The 21851-nt window shown below is 58.0% G+C and carries 16 protein-coding genes; 10 read left to right on the top strand and 6 right to left on the bottom strand.

Annotated elements, in window-relative coordinates:
* The gene (gene argA / locus LKR43_RS08575) at positions 1 to 1359 is read right to left on the bottom strand and encodes an amino-acid N-acetyltransferase (protein ID WP_227683641.1); all 1359 of its coding nucleotides are present in this window, start codon (positions 1357 to 1359) and stop codon (positions 1 to 3) included.
* 79 nt (positions 1360 to 1438) lie between these two features.
* On the opposite strand from argA, the gene hrpA reads away from it, so the two are divergent.
* The 8 genes from hrpA (at position 1439) to LKR43_RS08535 (ending at position 14616) form a co-directional block, all read left to right on the top strand.
* Positions 1439 to 5299, top strand: a complete 3861-nt coding sequence (gene hrpA / locus LKR43_RS08570; protein WP_227683640.1) for an ATP-dependent RNA helicase HrpA — start codon at positions 1439 to 1441, stop codon at positions 5297 to 5299.
* Between the two features lie 72 nt (positions 5300 to 5371).
* Complete coding sequence (dnaE, locus tag LKR43_RS08565; protein WP_227683639.1) at positions 5372 to 8863, top strand: DNA polymerase III subunit alpha; 3492 nt, start codon at positions 5372 to 5374, stop codon at positions 8861 to 8863.
* Positions 8860 to 9960: a glycosyltransferase family 4 protein gene (locus tag LKR43_RS08560; RefSeq protein ID WP_227683638.1), complete on the top strand. Its 1101-nt coding sequence runs from the start codon at positions 8860 to 8862 to the stop codon at positions 9958 to 9960. Before dnaE ends, LKR43_RS08560 begins: the two co-directional genes overlap by 4 nt.
* A complete protein-coding gene (locus LKR43_RS08555) occupies positions 9957 to 10796 on the top strand; it encodes a polysaccharide deacetylase family protein (protein ID WP_227683637.1) in 840 nt (279 codons plus the stop codon). The genes LKR43_RS08560 and LKR43_RS08555 overlap by 4 nt, the downstream gene beginning before the upstream one ends.
* Positions 10793 to 11548 (top strand): glycosyltransferase family 2 protein, encoded by a 756-nt coding sequence (locus tag LKR43_RS08550; protein WP_227683636.1) that lies wholly within the window; start codon positions 10793 to 10795, stop codon positions 11546 to 11548. The genes LKR43_RS08555 and LKR43_RS08550 overlap by 4 nt, the downstream gene beginning before the upstream one ends.
* Before the next feature lie 41 nt (positions 11549 to 11589).
* Positions 11590 to 12723: a glycosyltransferase family 4 protein gene (locus LKR43_RS08545; RefSeq protein WP_227683635.1), complete on the top strand. Its 1134-nt coding sequence runs from the start codon at positions 11590 to 11592 to the stop codon at positions 12721 to 12723.
* A 23-nt stretch (positions 12724 to 12746) separates the two neighbouring features.
* Positions 12747 to 13454 (top strand): polysaccharide deacetylase family protein, encoded by a 708-nt coding sequence (locus tag LKR43_RS08540; protein WP_227683634.1) that lies wholly within the window; start codon positions 12747 to 12749, stop codon positions 13452 to 13454.
* A gap of 10 nt (positions 13455 to 13464) precedes the next feature.
* On the top strand, positions 13465 to 14616 hold the full coding sequence (locus LKR43_RS08535; protein WP_227683633.1) for a glycosyltransferase family 4 protein: 1152 nt from the start codon (positions 13465 to 13467) through the stop codon (positions 14614 to 14616).
* A gap of 53 nt (positions 14617 to 14669) precedes the next feature.
* On the opposite strand, the gene LKR43_RS08530 is transcribed toward LKR43_RS08535, so the two are convergent.
* Genes LKR43_RS08530 through LKR43_RS08515 form a run of 4 tightly spaced genes read right to left on the bottom strand, consistent with a single transcriptional unit; the run spans position 14670 to position 17485 of the window.
* Positions 14670 to 15347, bottom strand: coding sequence for a tellurite resistance TerB family protein (locus LKR43_RS08530; protein WP_227683632.1), 678 nt, complete (start codon positions 15345 to 15347; stop codon positions 14670 to 14672).
* Positions 15348 to 15392: 45 nt separating this feature from the next.
* On the bottom strand, positions 15393 to 15680 hold the full coding sequence (locus LKR43_RS08525; RefSeq protein WP_227683631.1) for a YkgJ family cysteine cluster protein: 288 nt from the start codon (positions 15678 to 15680) through the stop codon (positions 15393 to 15395).
* Positions 15681 to 15683: 3 nt separating this feature from the next.
* Positions 15684 to 16448: a YdcF family protein gene (locus tag LKR43_RS08520; RefSeq protein WP_227683630.1), complete on the bottom strand. Its 765-nt coding sequence runs from the start codon at positions 16446 to 16448 to the stop codon at positions 15684 to 15686.
* Positions 16449 to 16474: 26 nt separating this feature from the next.
* A complete protein-coding gene (locus LKR43_RS08515; RefSeq protein WP_227683629.1) occupies positions 16475 to 17485 on the bottom strand; it encodes a glycosyltransferase family 9 protein in 1011 nt (336 codons plus the stop codon).
* Between the two features lie 105 nt (positions 17486 to 17590).
* Here LKR43_RS08515 and msbA point away from each other — a divergent pair, with 105 nt between their 5' ends.
* Both msbA and LKR43_RS08505 read left to right on the top strand, forming a co-directional pair.
* Positions 17591 to 19366 carry a lipid A export permease/ATP-binding protein MsbA gene (gene msbA / locus LKR43_RS08510; protein ID WP_227683628.1) on the top strand — a complete coding sequence of 592 codons (1776 nt, stop codon included), beginning with the start codon at positions 17591 to 17593 and terminating at the stop codon, positions 19364 to 19366.
* A 21-nt stretch (positions 19367 to 19387) separates the two neighbouring features.
* Complete coding sequence (locus LKR43_RS08505) at positions 19388 to 19876, top strand: hypothetical protein (protein WP_227683627.1); 489 nt, start codon at positions 19388 to 19390, stop codon at positions 19874 to 19876.
* A gap of 44 nt (positions 19877 to 19920) precedes the next feature.
* Here LKR43_RS08505 and rng read toward each other — a convergent pair whose 3' ends face one another.
* Positions 19921 to 21384 carry a ribonuclease G gene (gene rng, locus LKR43_RS08500; RefSeq protein WP_227683626.1) on the bottom strand — a complete coding sequence of 488 codons (1464 nt, stop codon included), beginning with the start codon at positions 21382 to 21384 and terminating at the stop codon, positions 19921 to 19923.
* Between the last annotated feature and the right edge of the window lie 467 nt (positions 21385 to 21851).

Here is a 21851-nt window from a genome sequence, read left to right as displayed (position 1 = left end):
CTATAGTTTCTTGATGAACACCAGGCTGTTGCGCGAGCGGTTGTAATGTACCTGGCGTTCCTTGGGCAGGTCGGATATTCCGCCCTGAACAAAACCGCGCTTCATGAACCAGTGCGAGGTGCGGGTCGTGAGTACGAACAGACGCCGGGCACCCATAGAGCGTGCGCGATGTTCGGCATGGCGCAACAGCATTTCACCTTCACCCGTGCCTTGCCATTCCTGGTGCACGATCAGGCACGCCATTTCAGCCATGTGTTCCGACAGGTAAGGAATGACGGCTACGCAACCGTAGATCACGCCGTCGTGCTCCAGTACCGAGAACGTTTCGACGTCGCGTTCGATGACTGCACGGCCACGGGGAACCAGGGTGCCGTCGGCTTCCAGCGGCTCGATAAGGCGGACGATGGCCCCCACGTCGTCTACCAAGGCGGGACGCAGATCATCAAGGGTGTCTTCCACCACCATGGTTCCCACGCCGTCGTGGGTGAATATTTCCAGTAGCACGCTGCCATCGAGCGTATAAGGCACCAGATGGGCGCGTGCCACGCCACGTTTGACTGCCCGTGACGCGTGGGTCAGGAAAAACGCCGTGTCTTCGTCAAGATGGCCTTCAGCCAGCAGTCTGTCGGCGTCCTCGCGGGCGAGCTCGGTATCGACCGAACCGTCTTCATCAAGCACCGTACGATTCTGTGTCAGGAAAATAAGCTTTTCGGCGCGCAGGGCGATGGCTGCGCTGGTGGCGAGATCTTCCATGGCCAGATTGAAGGCTTCACCGGTGGGGGAGAAACCCAGGGGTGACAGGAGCACGATAGCGCCCTGGTTAATGACGCTTTTCATGGCCTCGGTATCGAGCTTGCGTACCGATCCTGCGTGCTTGTAGTCGACGCCATCGACAACGCCCACGGGGCGTGCAGTGACGAAATTGCCTGAAATGACGCGTACATGGGCGTGCGACATGGGTGTGTTGGGCAGCCCCTGGCTGAAAGCAGCTTCGATATCGAGACGTATTTCACCGGCGGCTTCCTTGGCGCACTCAAGCGCCTCGGCGCCGGTGGGTTCGGTGCCGCGCCCGAACTGAATCTGGTAACCTTTGAGCTTGAGCTGTTCGTTTACCTGGGGGCGAGAACCGTGCACCAGCACCAGTTTTACGCCCAGGGCCGACAATAACGACAAATCTTGTATCAGCGTGTTCAGTGCGCCATCGCTGACCAGCTCGCCACCAAACGCCACGACAAATGTCTTGCCCCGAAAATCGTGCACATAAGGCGCAACATCTCGAAACCATCGCACAAACTGGGCCGGGGCAAATTCTGGGGCGTCTTGTGCGGATAGTGTCGTTTCGGTATCAGGTGTGCTCATGTCGTTGTTTCTAGTCTCTGCAAAGTGGTTGCGTCCAGCCAAAATTATAATGATGCACAGCCCATACTAAAGAAGTTTCATGCAAGCGCCAGTCAATTTGTCGGAAAACACACACACAGTCAGTGCCGCAGGCCGTCCCGAGAGGCCGGCCCAGGCAGATCAGGGCGGGCCGGAGCGACCCTTGCCGCCCTTGCATTATCCCGAGGACCTGCCGGTCAGTGCGCGTCGTGCCGACATTGCCAAGGCTATCCAGGAAAATCAGGTCGTCATCGTCTGTGGTGAAACCGGCTCAGGAAAAACCACTCAGTTGCCCAAGATTTGTCTGGAGCTTGGGCGCGGGCGTCGCAAAATGATAGGCCATACCCAACCGCGCAGGCTGGCCGCGACTTCGGTTGCCAAGCGTATTGCCCAGGAGCTTGATACCGAACTGGGTGACTGGGTGGGCTACCAGATCCGTTTCAATGACCGTACCGGTCCGAACGCGGCCATCAAGCTGATGACCGACGGCATACTGCTGGCCGAATCACAGCGTGATCCGCTGCTTCGTCGCTACGATACGATCATTATCGACGAGGCACATGAGCGCAGCCTTAATATTGATTTTCTGTTGGGCTTTCTGTTGCAGTTGCTGCCACGGCGCAAGGATCTGAAGCTCATCATTACATCGGCCACGATAGACGCCGACCGTTTTGCGCAGCATTTCGCCCTGCGTGGCAAGCCTGCGCCGGTCATTGAAGTCTCTGGCCGCCTGTATCCTGTCGATATCCTGTACCGCCCCGTACAGCCGGATGGCGTGGGTCAGGACAACGATCCGGGCAGCCGCCGCCAGGCGGCCGATGAAGAACGGGACCTGATCGATGCCGTGGTCGACGCAGTGGGCGAGTGCGCACGCCATGGACCTGGCGATGTGCTGGTCTTTTTGCCCGGTGAACGGGAAATTCGCGAGACGGTCGAGGCGCTGCGCAAGCACCATCCGCCGGGTACCGAAGTATTGCCGCTATATGCGCGTTTGTCGCAGGCCGAGCAGGAGCGCATTTTTCGCCCGCAAGGCAACGCGCGGCGTGTGGTGCTGGCCACTAACGTTGCCGAAACATCCCTGACGGTGCCAGGCATACGCTTTGTGGTCGATAGCGGGCTTGCGCGCGTCAAGCGTTATTCCTGGCGCAACAAGGTCGAGCAATTGCGTATCGAACCCGTTAGCCAGGCATCGGCCAATCAGCGGGCCGGCCGCTGCGGCCGGATCGGGCCGGGTGTGTGCATACGGCTGTACGACGAAGCCGATTTCAAGCAGCGCGCGTCGTTTACCGATCCTGAAGTGTTGCGGTCTTCATTGGCGTCTGTGATCCTGCGCATGAAGGCGCTCAAGCTCGACGACATTGAAACCTTTCCCTTTGTTGACCGTCCTCCCGGGCGGGCCGTGGCCGACGGCTACCATTTGCTGCAGGAACTGGGCGCGATAGACGAACAGAACCAGCTCACCGATGTCGGGCGCACGCTGTCGCGCCTGCCTGTCGATCCACGTCTGGCCCGTATGGTCCTGGCGGCCAAAGAGCACCAGTGCCTGAGCGAAATCCTGATCATTGCGTCGGCCTTGTCAGTGCAGGATCCCCGCGATCGCCCCATGCAGGAGCGCGAGGCCTCCGAAGCAGCTCATGCCAAGTTCGGCGATGACAAGTCAGAGTTCATTTCCTATCTGAAACTATGGCGCTGGTATGGCGAGCAGGTCGAGCACAAAGGCTCGCAGCGCAAACTGGTGGCTTTGTTGCGTCAGAACTTTCTGTCGCCCTTGCGCCTGCGCGAGTGGCGGGATGTCCATAGCCAGTTGGCGGCGTTGGTGGGAGAGCAGGGCTGGCGGTTGAATACGCTGGATGCGACCTACGAGCAGACGCATATGGCCTTGCTGGCCGGCCTGCTGGGCAATATAGGGCTGAAAAGCGAAGAGTCGGCGGTTTATCAGGGCGCACGCGATATTCGCTTCCATATCCACCCCGGATCCCGATTGGTCAAGAAGGCGGGCCGGTGGCTGGTGGCGGCCGAACTGGTCGAGACCACGCGCTTGTATGCACGCTGCGTAGCCCGTATTGATCCGGTCTGGCTGGAGCGGGCCGGCGCACACTTGTTGCGGCGCAGCTGGTCGGATCCACGCTGGGAGAAAAAAGCCGGGCAGGTCGTTGCCAATGAGCGGGCAACGCTTTACGGCCTGCCGGTATACACGGGTCGGCGGGTGAATTTCGGCAAGATCGATCCGACCCGGGCCCGCGAGCTATTCATCAGACAGGCGTTGGTGACGGGCGAAATTGATGCTTCGCTGCCTTTCCTGAAGCACAACCGGCAACTGATCGCATCCATTGAAAAGCTGGAGCATCAGACCCGTCGGCCCGACATTCTGGTCGACGATGCCTTGATATACGCTTTCTATGATCAGCATATTCCGGCGCACATATACCAGACCGCAACGCTGGAAAAATGGCATAAAGGTTTAAACAAAGAGCAGGCCAGGGCGTTGTTGCTGACGCGTGACGCGTTGATGCGCCACGATGCGGCGGGCATTACAACAGATGTGTTCCCGAAATCTGTCGACTGGCAAGGTGTGTCGATGGCGCTGGACTACCATTTCGAACCGGGATCCGTACGTGATGGCGTAACCCTGACTGTGCCCTTGTTTGCCCTGAACCAGATCGACCCCATGCGTTGCGAATGGCTGGTGCCTGGCATGCTCAAGGAAAAAACACATTTGCTGCTGAAGTCGCTGCCGCAGAAGATGCGCCGCCACTGTGTGCCCTTGCCGGACTATGCTGCAGGTTTTGTCGATCGCTGGTTTGAGCATGCCTCGAACCCGGACAGAGGCTTGCTCGAGGCCATCAGCGCCGACATGTGGGAGCAGGTCAAGGTCAGGCCGCTACGCAGCGACTTCAAGCCTGAAACCCTGCCGGCCCATTTGTTCATGAACTTCAAGGTCGTGGATGAACACGGTCGCATGCTGTCAGGCGGGCGCAATCTGGACCAGCTCAAGGCGGAACACGGTCGCCAGGCCCAGGCATCCTTTCAGAAGGTCGCCGCGCTCGACGACCAGATCACTCAGGCGCTCGCTCATGAAAAACTGACCGACTGGTCTTTTGGTCCGCTGCCGGAAATCATGGAGATACAGCGCAAAGGTCAATCCTTTGTAGGGTACCCGGCCCTGGTGGACAGGCAGACGCACTGTGATCTGGATGTTTTTGATGATCCGGCCGCCGCACGCCAGCAGCACCATGCGGGCCTGCTGCGTCTGTTCAGGCTGGCGCTGCGCGAGCAGGTCAAGTTCCAGGAAAAGAATATTACGGATCTGACCCGCATGAGCATGCTGTACATGAGCCTGGGTACCCAGGAAGAACTACGTGAACAGATTATTGATTGCGCGCTGGATCAGGCCTGCCTGTCGGAGCCCTGGCCGGCCAACCAGCAGGAGTTCGAGCAGCGACGCGGCGAAGGCAAGGCTCGCCTGGGCTTGCTGGTGCAGGAAATCGCCAGGCTGGCGGGGCAGGTGCTTGCAGAATGGTCGGCCTTGCAAAAGAAGTTGCCGCAAGCCAAGCCCTATGCCAATGCCTATGCCGATCTGCAGAAGCAGCAGGGCGGCCTGATGGAAAAATGGTTCTTGCGCCACACACCCTATGGCCAGCTCAAGCATTATCCTCGTTATCTGAAAGCTGCCCAGGTTCGCATCGATAAATTGCGCGCTGATTCGGTTCGCGATGCGCGTCTGATGGCCGAAATGGCACCATTGCTGGTGCAGTATCAGCGTGCTGTTTCCGCCCTGAAGGGGGCCAGGGATGCCCAGCTCGATGACTTCCGCTGGCTGCTCGAGGAGTTGCGCGTTGCCCTGTTTGCACAAGAGTTGCGGACCCCCATGCCGGTGTCGGTCAAACGGTTGCAAAAGGCATGGTCGGCCATGCAGCGTTAGGTTTGTCGGCCCAATTCTTATCGCCCTGCGTCAACGCCGCGCAAGCTTCCGGTCCATAGGTACAATCTCGCAATGACAGCAGCAATATCCTCACCTTCCTTCGTACACCTGCGCGTCCACTCTGAATTTTCGGTGGTGGACGGCATTGCGCGCATCCCCGATCTGATTAAGAAAGCGGCCGAATTCGGGCAGCCAGCCATGGCGCTGACCGACCTGTCCAACCTCTTCGGTTTCATTAAGTTTTACAGGGCAGCCCGCAATGCGGGCGTCAAGCCCATAGCCGGCTGCGATATCTGGCTCGAGAACGAACAGGATCGCGACAAGCCTTATCGCCTGTTGCTGCTGGCCAGTGACCAGCAGGGATATCTGGCGCTGTGCGAGCTGCTCAGCCGCGCCTGGCTTGACAACCAGTACCGGGGCCGCGCCGAGATCCGCCGTGAATGGCTGACGGGTCGCACAGGACTGATCATTCTTTCGGGAGGCCGTGCCGGCGATGTCGGCCAGCTGATCGAAGCAGGCAATCTGGAAGAAGCGGCCGTCGTGGCAGCCTCGTGGGCACGTGCCTTTCCCGACAGCTATTTCATCGAGCTGCAGCGCAGCGGGCACGAAGGTGATGAGGCCTATGTCCAGGCCGCCATGCGTCTGGCGGGGCGCACGGGTCTGCCTGTGGTGGCCACGCATCCTGTTCAATTCCTGCAGGCCGATGATTTTCGTGCGCACGAGGCGCGTGTCTGTATTGCCGAGGGCGAGCAACTGGGTAATGCCAAGCGGGTGCGTCGCTATACCACCGACCAATATTTGCTTGATTCGGCCGAGATGGAGCGTCGCTTTGCCGACGTACCATCGGCGCTGGCCAATACGCTGGAAATTGCCAAGCGCTGCAACCTGACCCTGGTGCTCGGTCAGCCCCGTCTGCCGAATTTTCCTACGCCTGACGGCGTGACGCTGGATGATTACCTGATACAGCTGGCCGAGCAAGGTCTGGCAACCCGTATGGAGCAGTTGTTTCCGGATCCGGTACAGCGCCAGGAGCGATACCCGCAGTACATGGAACGCCTGCAATGGGAATGCAAGACCATCATCGGCATGGGATTCCCCGGCTACTTCCTGATCGTGGCCGACTTCATCAACTGGGGCAAGAACAATGGTGTTCCAGTCGGGCCCGGGCGAGGATCGGGTGCCGGCTCGCTGGTGGCATACTCGCTGGGCATTACCGACCTGGATCCGATCCGGTACGACTTGCTGTTCGAACGCTTCCTCAATCCGGAGCGGGTGTCCATGCCCGACTTCGATATCGATTTCTGCCAGGACAACCGCGAGCGGGTCATCGACTATGTGAAGCAGCGTTATGGCAAGGAAGCGGTCAGTCAGATCGCAACCTTTGGTACCTTGGGTGCCAAGGCTGTGGTGCGTGATGTAGGCCGGGTGCTTGAGATGCCTTATATGCTCTGCGACGGGCTGTCCAAGCTGATACCCTTCAATCCGGCCGACCCCTGGACCCTCAAGCGTGCCCTCGAGGAAGAACCTGCGTTCAAGGAACGTTACGACCAGGACGAAGAGGTGCGCGCCCTGATCGATCTGGCCCGGCCACTGGAAGGCCTGACACGCAACATAGGCATGCACGCCGGGGGTGTATTGATTGCACCCGGCAAGCTGACCGATTTCTGCCCCTTGTATTGCCAACCAGGCAGCGACACCAGCGCGGTGTCGCAATTCGACAAGGACGACGTCGAGGCGGCAGGCCTGGTCAAGTTCGACTTTCTGGGCCTGCGTAACCTGACCATTCTGGACTGGGCGGTACGTTATGTGCGGCAGTTCAACGAAGACAAGCGTGACTTTGACGTGATGGCGCTGGAGCTGGATGACGCCCAGGCTTACAAGCTGCTTAGCGAAGGCAACACCACTGCTGTCTTCCAGCTTGAGTCGCGCGGCATGAAAGAGCTGCTGAAGAATCTGCGACCCAACACCTTTGAAGATGTCATCGCCATGCTGGCACTGTACCGCCCGGGGCCGCTGGAGTCTGGGATGGTGGTCGACTTCGTCAATCGCAAACACGGGCGGGCCGAGGTCGATTATTTCCACCCCGACCTCGAGCCGGTACTGCAAAGTACATATGGCGTGATCGTGTATCAGGAACAGGTGATGCTGATTTCACAGATCATCGGTGGATACACGCTGGGTGGTGCCGACCTGCTGCGGCGTGCCATGGGCAAGAAAAAGGCCGAGGAAATGGCCAAGCACCGGGCCATTTTCGAAAAGGGTGCGGTCGAAAAGGGCTATGACGCCGATCTGGCCGTCAAGCTTTTCGACCTGATGGAAAAATTTGCAGGCTACGGTTTCAACAAGAGTCACTCAGCTGCCTACGCACTGATTGCTTATCAGACCGCCTGGCTCAAGGTCTACCATCCCGCCGAGTTTCTGGCCGCCACATTGTCTTCCGATATGGATGACACGGACAAGGTTCAGATTTTCTGGAAGGACTGTCTGGCCAATGGCATACAGGTATTGCCGCCCGATGTGAATGCTTCAGCCTATCGTTTCGAGCCGGTGGCCGACGAGTATATGGCCAAAGGGCAGCCGCCACGCACCATGCGTTATGGTCTGGGCGCCGTAAAGGGAACGGGCCAGTCTGCCGTCGAAGAAATTATTCGCGCCCGGAATCAGGATGGGCCCTTCTCAAGCTTGTTCGATTTTTGTCGACGCATAGACCGGCATACCGTCAATCGTCGCAGCATCGAGGCATTGATTCGCGCGGGGGCATTCGACAGCATAGAAGAAAATCGTGCAGCCTTGCTTGCCACTGTCGGCAACGCCATCGAAGCGGCCGAGCAGGCCGAACGCAGCGCCAACCAGGTTTCTTTGTTTGCCGATGATGCAAACGATATTGTTGAAGGTGAGCTTGCCAAGGTGGCTCCCTGGGATCTGCAGACTCGCCTCATGCAGGAAAAGACCGCGCTGGGCTTCTATTTCAGCGGTCACTTGTTTGATGCCTGGCGTGACGAGGTCAGGCGTTTTGCCCCCAAGCCGCTGGCACGCCTGGAGCCTTCACGCAGCCCGCAATGGTTTGCCGGCGTGCTGTCGTCCGTGCGCCCCAAAATGACGCGGCGTGGCAAAATGCTTTACGCATTGCTCGACGACGGGTCTGCACAGGTCGAGGTGGCTATTTTCAACGAGCTTTACGAACAGCATAAAAACCGCCTGAAGGAAGACAGGCTGGTCATCATTCATGGCAAGGTAAGCAACGATGATTACTCGGGCGGTCTGCGGGTTTCAGCCGACGAAATATTCGACCTGCAGCTGGCACGCGAAGCACGTGCGCGTAGTCTGCGCATTACGCTTAACGGCAATGCAGATGCACAGAGGTTGCGTCAGTTGCTTAATCCCTTTCGCGCAGAGCCTGAGAATGGTGTTCCGGGAGTCCCTGTCGAGGTCAGGCTGATGCGGGATCAGTTCCTGTGTACCGTGCGCCTCGGAGAAGACTGGCGTGTGCGTATGGCAGACGCCTTGCTTGAGCAGCTGGAGGCATGGGTCGAACCCGAAAGTGTGGAGATCAACTACTCATGACCCGCTTGCGCATATTGCACTCAGAGGCCGCAACCAGCTTCGGTGGCCAGGAGCAGTACATCTACCGCATGATGCTGGCCATGCGTGAACGCGGACATCACCTCGAAGCGGTCTGTCAGCCACATGCCGTCCTGACCGAACGCCTGCGCGAACAAGGTTTTACCGTCCACACCACGCTGATGGATGGTCCTGTCAATTTCGTGAAAGGCGTGGCCACCATACGTCGCGTACTGCGCAACGGCCGCTTTGACGTGCTCAATACGCACAGCCGGCGCGACACGATCGTGGCGGGGTGTGCCGGCCGGTTGGCAGGTACCCCGCTTATTGTGCGCACCCGCCATCTGGCCAAGCGCGTCGGGTCGTTGCTTTCCTACACCATCATCCCCCACCGGGTAACTACTGCCAGTGACTTCGTGCGCAGCCATCTGATAGAGCGCGGCGTCAAGCCTGGGCATGTCGCCACCGTTTATCCGGCGGTGGAACTGGGTGAGCCTCCCGCTACCTCGACCTTGCGCCAGGAGTTGCGCCTTGCCCGGAACGATGTCGTCATCGGTTGCGTGGCAGTCATGCGGCCTCAGAAAGGGCATAAGGATTTGATTGATGCGGTCGAGCCATTGATCAGGGAGCGGCCCAATATTCATCTGGTGCTGGTCGGTGGAGGTTCGCCGATATTCGAGCAGCTGCAGGACTATATTGCCGGGAAGAATCTGGAAAAGCGTGTGCATCTGATGGGTGTGCGTCGTGATGTGCCGAATCTGCTGGCGGGCTTTGACCTGTTTGCGCTGGCCACGCGACAGGAGGCATCCGGAACGGTTTTTGTAGAGGCCGGGGCTGCCGGATTGCCAGTAGTGGGAACCAACGTCGACGGCGTGCCTGAAATGATGCAGGCAGGTGTCAGCGGCTTGCTGGTGCCCCTGGACGACCAGGCTGCATTAACCGAAGCAATCAGACGCTTGATTGATGACCCCGACTTGCGCCGCAGCATGGGGCAGGCAGGGCTGGACTTTTGCCGTACGCAAGGCCGGTTTGGTCCGGAAGCGATGGTGCAACGCATAGAGTCATGCTATACCCGTTGGCTAGCGGAGCGAAAACAATGACAACCACCCGAACAGTACCCGTACTGATGTACCACCACGTGTCGCCCTCGGAAGGCGCGATCACGGCGTCACCGGCCAACTTCGAGGATCAGTTGCTGTGGCTGAAGCGACGCGGCTATCGTTCCCTCAGCAGCGCTGAGTTCGCCGGCCACCTGCAGGGCATGCCGGTACCCGAAAAATCCATACTGATTACCTTCGACGACGGCTATCTCGACAACTGGGTCTATGCCTATCCTCTGCTCAAGAAATATGGTTTCACCGCGCTGGTGTTTCTGGTGACATCCTGGATACATGACGGGCCGGTGCGCAACATACTGGGGCAGGGCGAGTTGCCGGCCACACCGTCTCATAAAGAGTGTGAAGACCTCATCGAGCAGGGGCGCAGCGACGAGGTCGTCTTGCGCTGGAGCGAGATCCAGGCCATGCTGGATGACGGTGTCATGGAGTTTCACAGCCACACGCATACCCATACTCGTTGGGACCTGATCGACCCTTCAAGCAAGAACAACCATATCGCCGAAGAGTTGGCGGCGTCCCGGCAGACCCTGCAGGCCCGGCTGGGCGGTGTGTCGGATCATTTCTGCTGGCCGCAGGGCTACTTCGATACCGACTATATCCGCCTGGCACAGGAAACGGGTTTTCGCTACCTGTACACCACACAGGCCTTCGGCCAGAACCGGGCGGGCACCGATCCGGCGCATATCTATCGCTTCGCCGTGCGCAATACATCGGGCAATTCGGTGGGGCGACGCATACAGGTTGCTGCTCACCCGGTGGTGGGGCCGCTGTTCAATAAGTGGAAACGCTGGAAGCGCGGATTCAGGAAATCCAGATGAAGCTTTCCGTCATCATTATCACCAAGAATGAAGCCCGGCATATTGGTGAATGCATTGCTTCCGTAAGCTTTGCAGACGAAGTCATTGTGGTGGATTCGGGCAGTACCGACCAGACGCGCGAAATTGCCGAAAGCCTGGGAGCCAAGGTTACGCTGGCCGACTGGCCGGGTTTCGGGCCGCAAAAAAACAGAGCCCTGGATCTGGCCGGCGCCGAATGGGTGCTGTCCATCGACGCCGATGAGCGAGTTACCCCCGAACTGGCCGCCGAGATCCAGGCCGAACTCGAGAACCCGTGCGCCGAAGCCTACAAGATTCCGCGTCTTTCGAACTATGCTGGTCGCTGGATCAGACATAGTGGCTGGTGGCCTGATCACGTTCTGCGTCTGTTCAAACGCGGCACAGCCCGATTCAAAGACGTTGCTGTGCATGAAAGTGTGCAAACTTCTGCTCCGGTTCACACCTTGAGAGCCCACTTCCTGCATTATCCCTACGCCGATCTGGAATCGCATATCGTCAAGCTGAATCATTACTCATCGGTTGCCGCTGCCATGCTGCATGCCCGTGGCAAGAAAACAAGCTTGCCGGGCGTGATCGGACACGCGGTCTGGACCTTCATCCGCATCTATGGCATACGGCGTGGCTTTCTGGACGGCAAGGCGGGGTTTTTGCTTGCGGTAATGGCTTCTATAGGTAGCTTTTTCCGATACAGTAAATTACACTTGCTTAATAAGCATAACCAACAAGGCGACTGATCCAGGCGCAAGTCGCAGGCGGGTTTCGCCGGCTCGCGACAATGAAAATACTGATTACCGATATTCATCACGGCAACGGTGGTGGGCACGTTACTTATGTGCTCAGCCTGTTGAAAGGCCTTAGGTCCCGGCACGATGTCACCGTGCTTGTGCCTCCCACCGGGCGTTTGCATGCAGCGGCAGCACAAACCGGTGTACGCACTTTGCCGGGTTTGTATACCTCTCGCCCTTTTCCCTTGCTGGCCGAAGTTCGCAAACTGCGTAAATTCCTGCGCCAGGAGCGTTTCGACATCATCCATGTAAACGGCGGTGCCGACCACCGGCATGTCATGCTGGCTACCCTGGGCATGCAATCGCGCCCTGCTATTGTCTGGACCAAACACAATACCAATCCCGTCTCCAGTTTCGGGCACAGGCTGCGCGCCCGATTCGGTACGCACGCGTGCATTGCGGTATGTGACTATGTCGCCGCGCTGCTGGATCGCTCGGATTATCGGCATCAGTCTGTCCGTGTAGTCAGACTGGGCATAGATGATCATTACTTCCAGCCTGTCGGGCCCGACCAGAGAAACGCATTCAGGCAGCAGCTTTTCGGCCCGCTTGCCGACGATGTGCTGGTGCTGGGCAGCACCGGAGGCACAGACTACGCCAAGGGGTGGCTGGATCTCGTCAAGGCTGCATCCCACCTTGATGCCCGCTTGCGTGCCCGGGTAAGAATTGTGGTGGCCGGTGCTCCACCGTCCGACACCATGCTTGCCAAGGTTGCGTCGTTTGGCATGCTGGATCAGGTGGTTTTTCCCGGCCTGATTTCCGACGTGCGCACGGTGCTGGGCGCCAGTGATGCAGGTTTCGTGTTGTCCTACCAGGAGGCGGCGTCTTACGCGTGCTGTGAGGCCATGTCCATGGGCTTGCCGGTGCTGGTAAGCAATGTTGGAGGGCTGCCTGAAAACGTACGGGATGGTCAGGATGGCTGGGTGGTGCCGCCCGGCAATATCGATGCAATTGTGGGTGTCCTGCACCAGATGCTGGCGCATCCGCAGCGGTTGCAGGATGTGGGACACACCGCACGCAACCGCATACAGCAAGTATTTTCCGAGGCTGCATTCTTTGAGGATACCCAGGCGGTGTACCAGCAGGCGCATCGGCTGGTACGTAATTCGGCTGCACCGATATAATCAGCTACATGATACCCATACTCATGTACCACCAGATCGGCCAGCCGGCACCCAAAGGAGCTCCCTATCGCGGGCTCACGGTGCATCCGCGCGACTTCCGGCGCCAGATGACCTGGCTGCGCCGTCTTGGCTATACCGGACTCTCCATGCGCGACCTGCTGCCGTATGTGCGGGGTGAGCGGCAGGGCAAGGTAGTGGGCATCACTTTCGACGACGGCTATCGCAATGTGCATGACAACGCCTTGCCGGTGCTGGCAGGACTGGGCTTCACGGCCACTAATTATTTTGTTGCGCACCAGCTCGACGGCACCAATATATGGGACCGCGAGAAAGGCATAGCCTCGTCAGACCTGATGTCTCTCGAGGAAATGCGTGAGTGGGCGGCTGCGGGAATGGAAGTGGGCTCTCATACGCTCGATCATCCTTTCCTGCCAAAACTATCGCCCGATATTGCCGCGTTCCAGATCAAGCAGTCCAGGCTTGAACTCGAGGAACTTGCTCAAGTTGAAGTAACGGCCTTTTGTTATCCCTATGGTGGTGAGTCTCCCCAGATACGTGACATGGTGCGTGCCGCCGGCTATACCAATGCCACGACGACCGAGCGTGGTCTGGCGCGTATCGACGATGATCTGTTCGGACTGCCACGCGCTACCGTTGCGCGTTCTACGAATATTCTCCGTTTCCTGCAGAAATGCATGACACGTCTTGAAGACCGCCGTCGCAAAGCATAAGTGTGAGCCCATGCCCGACACCCGACTGAAGATCGCATTTGTCGTAGACCGGTTCGGAAACCGCTATGGTGGTGCGGAAGCCTATGGTGTCGAGCTCATGCGCGAGCTGGCCGGCGCTCACGACATTACCGTTTTTGCCCGGGATTACGATCCGGCCTGCAACGTAAAACTGCCGTTTGTGGCCTTGCGTTCCTGGTCATTCCTGCCCAGCTGGCTGCGTGTGCTGATATTTGCCTTGCGTGTGCGCCGTCTTACGCGCAAGGGCTATGACATTGTGCACTCGCATACCAACGGATGGTGTGGCGACATTGAAGTCGTGCACGTCACCCCGGTTCGATACAACTGGCGGGTCAGGCCATTGCCGGTCATGAAACGCCTGCTGTCTTATGTCAGCCTGCGCGTACAGACCTACCTGGCCCTCGAGGCGCGTCGGGTTGCCCCCCGTCCTGCCCGCCGTACAGTGGCGGTGTCCGGCCTGATTGCCGAGCAACTGGCGCAGGCCTATGGCACGCACGATTTTCCAGTTATTCCGCCTGGCGTGACCCGGCCGGCCCCGCTTGCTGCCGACGAGGCCTTGCGCATGCGTACCAGTCTGGGCTTCGATGCGCAGGACTGTGTTTGTTTGCTGGTGGCGCGCAACCCTTTGCGCAAGGGATTGCCGACAGTTGTACGGGCCATGGCCAGCTTGCCTGAACGCTACAAGCTGGTGGTGGTGGGCAGCAATGCGGCAACGCGCAGTTTTGTGCATTCCGCGCCCGAGTATGCAGGCCTGGCCGAACGCATACGCCTGATAGAAGAGACTTCGGATGTCGCGCCTTATTACCAGATGGCCGACATTTATGTGCATCCCACCCTGAACGACAGCTTCGGTATGGCACCCCTCGAGGCCATGTCATTCGGCATACCCGTGATACTGAGCCCGGCGCCCTGGTGTGGTTTTGCGCAGTATGTCCAGGACGGGCGGGACGTCATGATGCTGGATCACCCCGAGAACGACAGCCAGCTTGCGCAATACATAAGGCAAATCAGCGAAGACGCAGCATGGCGTGAACAACTGATACAGGGCGCGAACCAGGTGGTCGATCGCCACTCATGGCGTGAAATGGCAAACACTTATCTCGACCTGTACACCAAGGTGTTGGAAGAGCGAGGCGGCCCTTGATTGCACGCCGCGCTTTCCAGGCGTCAGGCATTGCAGGCGGCATCCGACTGATATCAGGCCAGGGTGTGCGCTTGGGCTTCGAGATGCTCTTTCAGACCGTCCGGCAGCGGTAGCCGACGGGCCAGCTCATCCAGATAAGCCCGCTCCATATAGCTTTGTTCATCGATGACCAGCAGGCTGGCCAGATAAACTTCAGCAGCCTGTTCGGGTGTGCTGGCCAACGAGGCAGCCACACCCGGATCGGCGGGTTTGGCCAGCTCTGCCTCGAACCAGGCCCGGTCACTTGCGTTGGTGGACAATCTGGCTACCTCGCTGTCCAGCAGTGCACGCTCTTCATTGCCAATATGGCCATCTGCCTTGGCAGCGGCGATCATGGCGGCCAGAATGATACGGCTGTGGTCTTCCAGCGTGCCGGCGGGCAGGGCCGGAGCGGCCAGCGGCGTAGGGGCAGTGGCGGCTACGGGTTTTTGTTGCTGCCAGTCCTGATAGGTTTTCAGGGCCAGTGCGCCGAGGGCCGCAGCACCACCATAAGTTACAAACTTGCCGCCCATTTTGCGAAATTTCTTGTTGCCCAGCAGCAAGCCCAGTGCGCCACCCGCCAGCGCACCGCCACCAAAGCCGCCGAGCTTCGACGACAGGCCGGGGGCTGACTGGTTCGCTTGTGAGCCTGCATCCTGGATCAGACTCTGACCGGATTGAAGCACTTGCTGCAGTAATTGCTGGATGGACATATGAAGTTTCCTTGCTGTGAAGACCGAACGGAATAAAGACCGTGTTCAGTACAGATTGTTCCCCGCCGGCCAGGTGCGGGCCGGTGCTGTCTGCTCTTCCATATTTTTTAACCAAAGCAAAGCCTGTTCGCGGTTCTGGCCACACATGTCGGGCTCAGGGCGCAGTGATACGCATACCGACGGCCGGGTCGGTTGGCCAAAAATCAGACACTTGTCGTGTTCGTCCAGTTGTACACATCGAACGCCGGCAGGTTTGCCATCAGGCATGCCCGGGATAGGGCTGGAAATGGAAGGCGCAATGCAACAGGCTGCGCAGCCCGAACGGCAATGCATGATTCAAACCCAGCCCCGAAGCCAGTACACCAGCAGGCCGACGTATTCTTTGACGATCGAGCGACTGGCCGTCAGGGCACGGCTGTCTGGCTGCCAGAAGGAAAAACGGGGATCGTCGGGTACGACAATTTGCGGTGTAAGCGGCGCAGCTTGCGCCGAGACGCCGAGTTTTTCGAATACAGCCATGGCACGCGGCATGTGCAACGCCGATGTAACCACCAGAACGTCCTTGATATTGTGCTGCTTCAAAATCTGCGTCGTATAGCTCGCGTTCTCGTAGGTTGTGAGGCTGCGGCTTTCCATGATGATGGCATTTTCAGGAATATCGCGCTGTTTCAGGGCCCTGGCCATTACCTGGGCCTCGCTGACATCACCTTCCAGCGCCGCACCCGAAACGATGACCACTGGTGCGCGACCGGCCTTGTAAAGCGCTGCCGCTCTGTTGATCCGGGTTGTGGCTGTGTCGCTGTCGTAGGGTTCAAACCAGTTCTGGCGTCCGTTTGCTGTATGACCACCCAGAACCACTATGGCGTCAGCCGTTGGTACCTGACTTGCCGCGACGTAGGGATAAAGTTGCTCCAGACGGCCGCCTGCCCATAGCGACGATGCCGGCAAAGACCAGAACAGGACCCAGCTCAGCCCCGTAACGGCAACAACAAAAGCCAATTTGCGCAGACGAACCATGAACAGGACGACGGCAGCCACCAATAGGGCTATGCATAAGTTCAGGGGAATAACCAGGTTGGTCAGAAAGCTTGATAGTGTCATCCGTTTGCTGTGTACCTGCTGCGTGGTTAGGGCTTGCTGTCACGACTGCGGAAGCCGTCATCCAGTTCTGCTGTGTTGATTGACTGCAGCAGGACGTCGACAAATTCCTGGGTGTCGTGCTCAGAGGGCCATTGTTGCGCCGAGCCCAGACAGCGAGCCTGGTCAGACCAAGGCCCGGTCCTTTCGGGCTGGGTGACGCCGAACAAGGTCAACTGACGGGCGCCAACTGCGGCGGCAAGGTGGGAGACCCCTGAGTCATTGCAAATTACCAGTTTCGAAAGCCGGGTTAGTGTAGCAAATGCACCCAGCTTTAGTGGAGGAATCAGAAGTGCGGAAGGGGCGTTTTTGCGCGCTTCGTCCACTTCAGCCGGAGGGGGGCACATCACAACGGTGTGGCCACTTTCCTGCAGATGGCGCGTGAGGGTGTCGTAGTGCGGCCAGACCTTGATCTTGCCTTTGTGCAGGCCGGTTGCGGTGGGGGCGATCAGTATGTAGTTGTTGGCGTGCAATCCTGCATCGGCCAGTGCCTGCCGTGCTTCGGCCTCGTGCCGCCCGGCCAGTTGCAGCCCCAGCTGGCGAGGTGTTGGCAAGGCACTGACAGGCAGGTTCCAGCGTTTCAATGCCTGCGTAGTAATGTAATGCCATGACTGAACCGCATGCAGGGTGTTACCAGGCTTGTTGACGGGCCAGCGCAAGATCAGGCTGCGTCCGTCATCGCGGTAGCCCGCGCTGGGTACGCCGCCAAACTTGAACACCATGGCACTGGACAGCGAATCTGGCAGCAGCAGGCCACGGGGGTGGGCGTGCTGCGCCTTTTTGCGAAAGGCGTGAACAGCGGCCCGGTCTTCGCGCCACCGGCCCTTCATCTCTATGAAGCCGCCCAATTGGTAGGCCGCCAGAAGATCCCTGGCCCACGGCCGTGCACAAACGACGACCGTCAGCCCGGTATCGAGCAGCGCGTGCAGGCTGGGCAGACTCATGCAAACATCACCGATCCAGTTGGGAAGGCGCAGGTAAATGGCTGAAATAGTCGACATGAGTATGGGTGTTTGGCGCGGGGCGGTATGATGAGCCTGGTTCTTAATCAGGATTTTGGGGTTGAACGTTAAAATACTCCATCCGATAGTATATAAGCGAGTCTATTGTTGAAGTCAGCCGACACCGCCACACCGTCACAGTCCGATCCCGTCCGGAAAGAATTATGGGGCCGGATATACAGTCGCGTAGGCAAGTACTGGAAGGTTGTGATCGTGGCTGTCTTGCTGGTCAGTTTGGCCGCAGCCACACAGCCCACACTCGCGCTGATCATGAAGCCCTTGCTCGACGAGGGGTTTTCAGGTGCCAAGCCTTCGTATATCTGGTCCATTCCGCTGGCTGTGATCGGGCTGATGCTGCTGCGCGGAATCTGCAGTTTTACCAGCAATTATTTGCTGGCCTGGGTGGCCAACAACATGCTGCTGGGCTTGCGCAAGGATATGTTCGAACGCCTGCTCGGGCTGCCCGATGAAGATTTCAAGCGTGGCGATACCGGTCGGTTGCTGAACCGCTTCACCATCGATGCCGGCACCGTGACGGAGCTGGCGACGGAAGTGGTCACGGTTCTTGTGCGCGAAACGCTGGTGGTTGTGGCACTGCTTTGCGTGCTTCTGTATATGTCATGGCAGCTGACACTGATTGTGCTGGTCATGCTGCCCGTTTCCAGCCTTATTATCCGCATCTTCGTGAAGCGCTTGCGTCGCATCAATCGCGAGACCATAGGCATGAACGCCGAACTTACGCGTGTGGTGCGCGAGGGTATCGACGGGCAACGGGTCATCAAGCTGTTCGATGGCCAGAAGCGTGAAGCAACCCGCTTTGAATATGTAAACACCCGTTTGCGTCGTTACGCCATGCGCGCCGCCAGTGCCGATGCCGCCATGTCGCCGCTTTCACAGTTTTCCATTGCCATTTCGATCGCTGCCGTGATTGCCGTCGCCCTGTATCAGGCCAATAATCAGGGGCTCACGGTAGGCAGCTTTGCAGCGTTCATGGCTGCATTGGGTCAAATCTTCGATCCCATGAAGCGTCTGACCAAGATCGCCAGCGCCATGCAGCGCATGCTGATCTCCGCCGAAAGTGTATTTACGCTGATCGACCAGGCGCCGGAGCACGACACCGGTACAAAAGCCCTCGCGATGCCGGTGCAGGGCCGCGTCGAGTTCAGGAACATCCATCATCGTTTCCCTGGCGCTCATCGCGATACCTTGTCTGATGTCTCCTTCGTGGCGGTGCCTGGGTCAACCATTGCGCTGGTGGGACATTCGGGCAGCGGGAAAACCACGCTGGTCAATATGCTGCCGCGTTTTGTGCAGCCCGACAGCGGTGAGATTCTTATCGATGGGCAAAATATCAAGGACATCAGCCTGCGAGGTCTGCGCTCGCAGCTGTCGCTGGTCAGCCAGGATGTCGTCCTGTTCGAGGGCTCCATCGCCGATAACGTAGGATATGGTTCTTTGCACGATGCCAGCCGCGAGGAAATCAATGCGGCGCTGCAGGCGGCCAACCTCCTTGACTTCGTCAACAGTCTGCCACAAGGCATGGATACGCCGGTGGGCGAGAATGCCAGCCAGCTCTCGGGCGGGCAGCGGCAGCGGCTTGCCATTGCGCGTGCACTGATCAAGAATGCGCCCATTCTTATTCTCGACGAGGCGACATCTGCTCTCGATAACGAATCAGAGCGGCAGGTTCAGGCATCCCTTGAGCGTCTGATGGTCGGGCGTACCACCCTTGTTATTGCGCACCGTTTGTCTACTGTCCAGAAAGCCGACCTTATCGTCGTGCTCGAGGCTGGTCAGATTGTCGAGCAAGGGGGGCATGAGGAACTGCTCGAGAAGGATGGCCGCTATGCCTCACTGTATCGTATGCAATTCCAGGACTAAGTTGAATAAAGGATCGAAATCATGAAAAAGGGCGTGGTGCTATTGGTACTGCTGGTGTTGGCAGGCTGTGCGACGAATAACGGGACGTCCAGGGTGATGGATTTGCGCAGCAAGGCTCATTTTCGTGACCAGCGTGTGCTTCACATGACCTTTCCCGAGATACAGATGGCTTTGTTCAAGCACCAGGCGGCTTGTGGCTCTGCACCTGTGTTTGCCATGGAGCCCGGTAAGACTGCCTTTGCGAGGCTGACCGACAGGCCGCTGGAAGGCAGTGATTACAAACAGATCATCTACACAGAGCTGGTGCATTACCGGGGCAGCGACTTGGGAACCGTCATAGACAGGGCCGCCGATCGTGACTGGCGTACTCGTGCCACAACATACAGTTTCTATGCCGACAGTGCGGTCGATGAGCGGATCGAAAAGATGTTCAATGCCATTACTCATCCGCAGGATTGCACCGGCCAGGGAGCGGCGGCTCAAGATGACGAGGGCAAGGCCGAGAAATAATCTACGGAAAGAAAGCAAACAGGCACAATATCGTGCCTGTTTGCTTATATAAGGACGATGTCATATTGTTCTTGCGAATACTGGCCTTCGACTTCAAGCGAAATGGGTTTGCCGATGAAGTCACCGAGCATGGCAAGATGGGCGCTTTCTTCTTCCAGGAACAGATCCACCACATCTTGCGAGGCCAGGATCCTGAATTCCTTGGGGTTGAACTGGCGGGACTCCCGGAGTATTTCACGCAAAATTTCGTAGCACAGCGTGCGGGGTGTACGGACATTACCGCGTGACTGGCAGGTAGGGCAGGGTTCGCACAACTGATGCGCCAGAGAGTCGCGAGTGCGCTTGCGCGTCATTTCGACCAGACCTAACTGACTGAAGCCGCTTACCGTCATGCGGGTGCGGTCCTTGCCCAGTGCCTTGTTCAACTCGTCCAGGACTGAGTTGCGATGCTCGGCGTCATCCATGTCGATGAAATCAAGAACGATGATGCCGCCCAGGTTGCGCAGCCGCAGCTGGCGGGCCAATGCTACAGCCGCTTCCAGATTGGTCTTGAATATTGTGTCGTCGAAATTGCGGCCGCCAACAAAACCCCCGGTATTTACATCTACGGTGGTCAGCGCCTCGGTCTGATCGATAATCAGATACCCACCTGACTTGAGGTCTACTCGGCGAGACAGGGCGCGGGCGATTTCCTCGTCGACATTAGCGGTGTCAAACAATGGGCGTTCGCCGCTGTAGTGCCGTATCCTTTCCAGCACCGATGGTGTGTAGGCTGCAGCCCATTCCAGCAAGCTCTGGGTTGTGCTGCGAGAGTCGACGGTAATGGTGCCGGTATGAGGCCCCACCATATCGCGCAGCACGCGTTGCGCCAGCGTCAGGTCGTTATATAGAAGCGAGGGCGTGGGCTGACTTCTGGCCTTCTCTTGTATGCTGTTCCATAAGGTGCGCAGGTAAGACTGGTCGGCCACCAATTCCTCGTCAGTTGCCCCTTCGGCCTGGGTGCGTACGATAAAGCCGCCTTTTTCGTCGGGGACGCTAAGCCGGATAACGCGTTCGCGCAGCGCTATGCGGTCTTCTTCTGATTCGATTTTTTGTGAAATGCCCACGTGCGGTTCGTGAGGCAGGTAAACCAGCATGCGCCCGGCTATGCTGACCTGGGTGGACAGGCGGGCGCCTTTCGTGCCCAAGGGGTCCTTGATGACCTGGACCATCAGGGACTGGCCTTCGAACAGAAGCTTCTCTATAGGTGTGATGGCCGAGCCGTTGCTGCGTTCCTTACGGTTTTGCCGGAGATCACCTACATGTATGAATGCAGCACGTTCCAGGCCTATGTCGACGAAGGCGCTTTGCATGCCTGGCAATACCCGTACCACCTTGCCTAAATAAAGATTGCCAACATGGCCGCGCTGAATGCTGCGCTCTATATGTATTTCCTGGACTGCACCTTGCTCCACCAGTGCGACGCGTGTTTCAAAAGGGGTGACGTTAATTAGTATGTCTTCAGTCATGGAAGGGCAAGTGGCTTGTGATTGGCAATACTACAAGTGTAGAGTCAATTGGCCCTGTGCTGTACGTCTTCTATATATAGAGTCAGGCGATGATGCGTGTAAGCGGGGCGCAATAGCCGGGTATCCAGTGAGCAAAATGCTGAAAAAGGACGCCGCTAGCCAAGATTCAGGCCGCCACCGCCTGAAATTTGAGTTTGCCAATCACCATTTTCACCAGTATTTCGTCTTTATCCAGCCGTTGCGTAAAATATTTCTCTCGCCCCTAAAAATATATTTCATTTATATTTCAATAGCTTGCTTTTCGTTGACGTAAAAAACCTGGCTAAAAGTGGGTTTTGCCTGGTTTTTCAGTTGCACGGGTTAAAAAAGCTATGCTATAGTTCTGTTCTTTCGCAGCCAACACATCAGGGTTTACCCGAATGTGACGGCGATTCAAGCGGGACTGCTTTGAGCGGGCACATTTGAAT

Source organism: Pusillimonas sp. MFBS29 (assembly GCF_020687695.1).
Classification (GTDB): Bacteria; Pseudomonadota; Gammaproteobacteria; order Burkholderiales; family Burkholderiaceae_B; genus Pusillimonas_C.
This window is presented reverse-complemented; position numbering and strand designations above follow the sequence as displayed.

Excerpts from the sequence above, each read along its gene's own strand:
- rng (WP_227683626.1), bottom strand. The coding sequence starts at position 21,384 with ATGACTGAAGACATACTAATTAACGTCACCCCTTTTGAAACACGCGTC.
- argA (WP_227683641.1), bottom strand. The coding sequence starts at position 1,359 with ATGAGCACACCTGATACCGAAACGACACTATCCGCACAAGACGCCCCA.
- dnaE (WP_227683639.1), top strand. The coding sequence starts at position 5,372 with ATGACAGCAGCAATATCCTCACCTTCCTTCGTACACCTGCGCGTCCAC.
- LKR43_RS08535 (WP_227683633.1), top strand. The coding sequence starts at position 13,465 with ATGCCCGACACCCGACTGAAGATCGCATTTGTCGTAGACCGGTTCGGA.
- LKR43_RS08515 (WP_227683629.1), bottom strand. The coding sequence starts at position 17,485 with ATGTCGACTATTTCAGCCATTTACCTGCGCCTTCCCAACTGGATCGGT.
- LKR43_RS08505 (WP_227683627.1), top strand. The coding sequence starts at position 19,388 with ATGAAAAAGGGCGTGGTGCTATTGGTACTGCTGGTGTTGGCAGGCTGT.
- LKR43_RS08555 (WP_227683637.1), top strand. The coding sequence starts at position 9,957 with ATGACAACCACCCGAACAGTACCCGTACTGATGTACCACCACGTGTCG.
- hrpA (WP_227683640.1), top strand. The coding sequence starts at position 1,439 with ATGCAAGCGCCAGTCAATTTGTCGGAAAACACACACACAGTCAGTGCC.
- LKR43_RS08525 (WP_227683631.1), bottom strand. The coding sequence starts at position 15,680 with ATGCATTGCCGTTCGGGCTGCGCAGCCTGTTGCATTGCGCCTTCCATT.
- LKR43_RS08530 (WP_227683632.1), bottom strand. The coding sequence starts at position 15,347 with ATGTCCATCCAGCAATTACTGCAGCAAGTGCTTCAATCCGGTCAGAGT.
- LKR43_RS08545 (WP_227683635.1), top strand. The coding sequence starts at position 11,590 with ATGAAAATACTGATTACCGATATTCATCACGGCAACGGTGGTGGGCAC.
- LKR43_RS08520 (WP_227683630.1), bottom strand. The coding sequence starts at position 16,448 with ATGACACTATCAAGCTTTCTGACCAACCTGGTTATTCCCCTGAACTTA.
- LKR43_RS08560 (WP_227683638.1), top strand. The coding sequence starts at position 8,860 with ATGACCCGCTTGCGCATATTGCACTCAGAGGCCGCAACCAGCTTCGGT.
- LKR43_RS08540 (WP_227683634.1), top strand. The coding sequence starts at position 12,747 with ATGTACCACCAGATCGGCCAGCCGGCACCCAAAGGAGCTCCCTATCGC.
- LKR43_RS08550 (WP_227683636.1), top strand. The coding sequence starts at position 10,793 with ATGAAGCTTTCCGTCATCATTATCACCAAGAATGAAGCCCGGCATATT.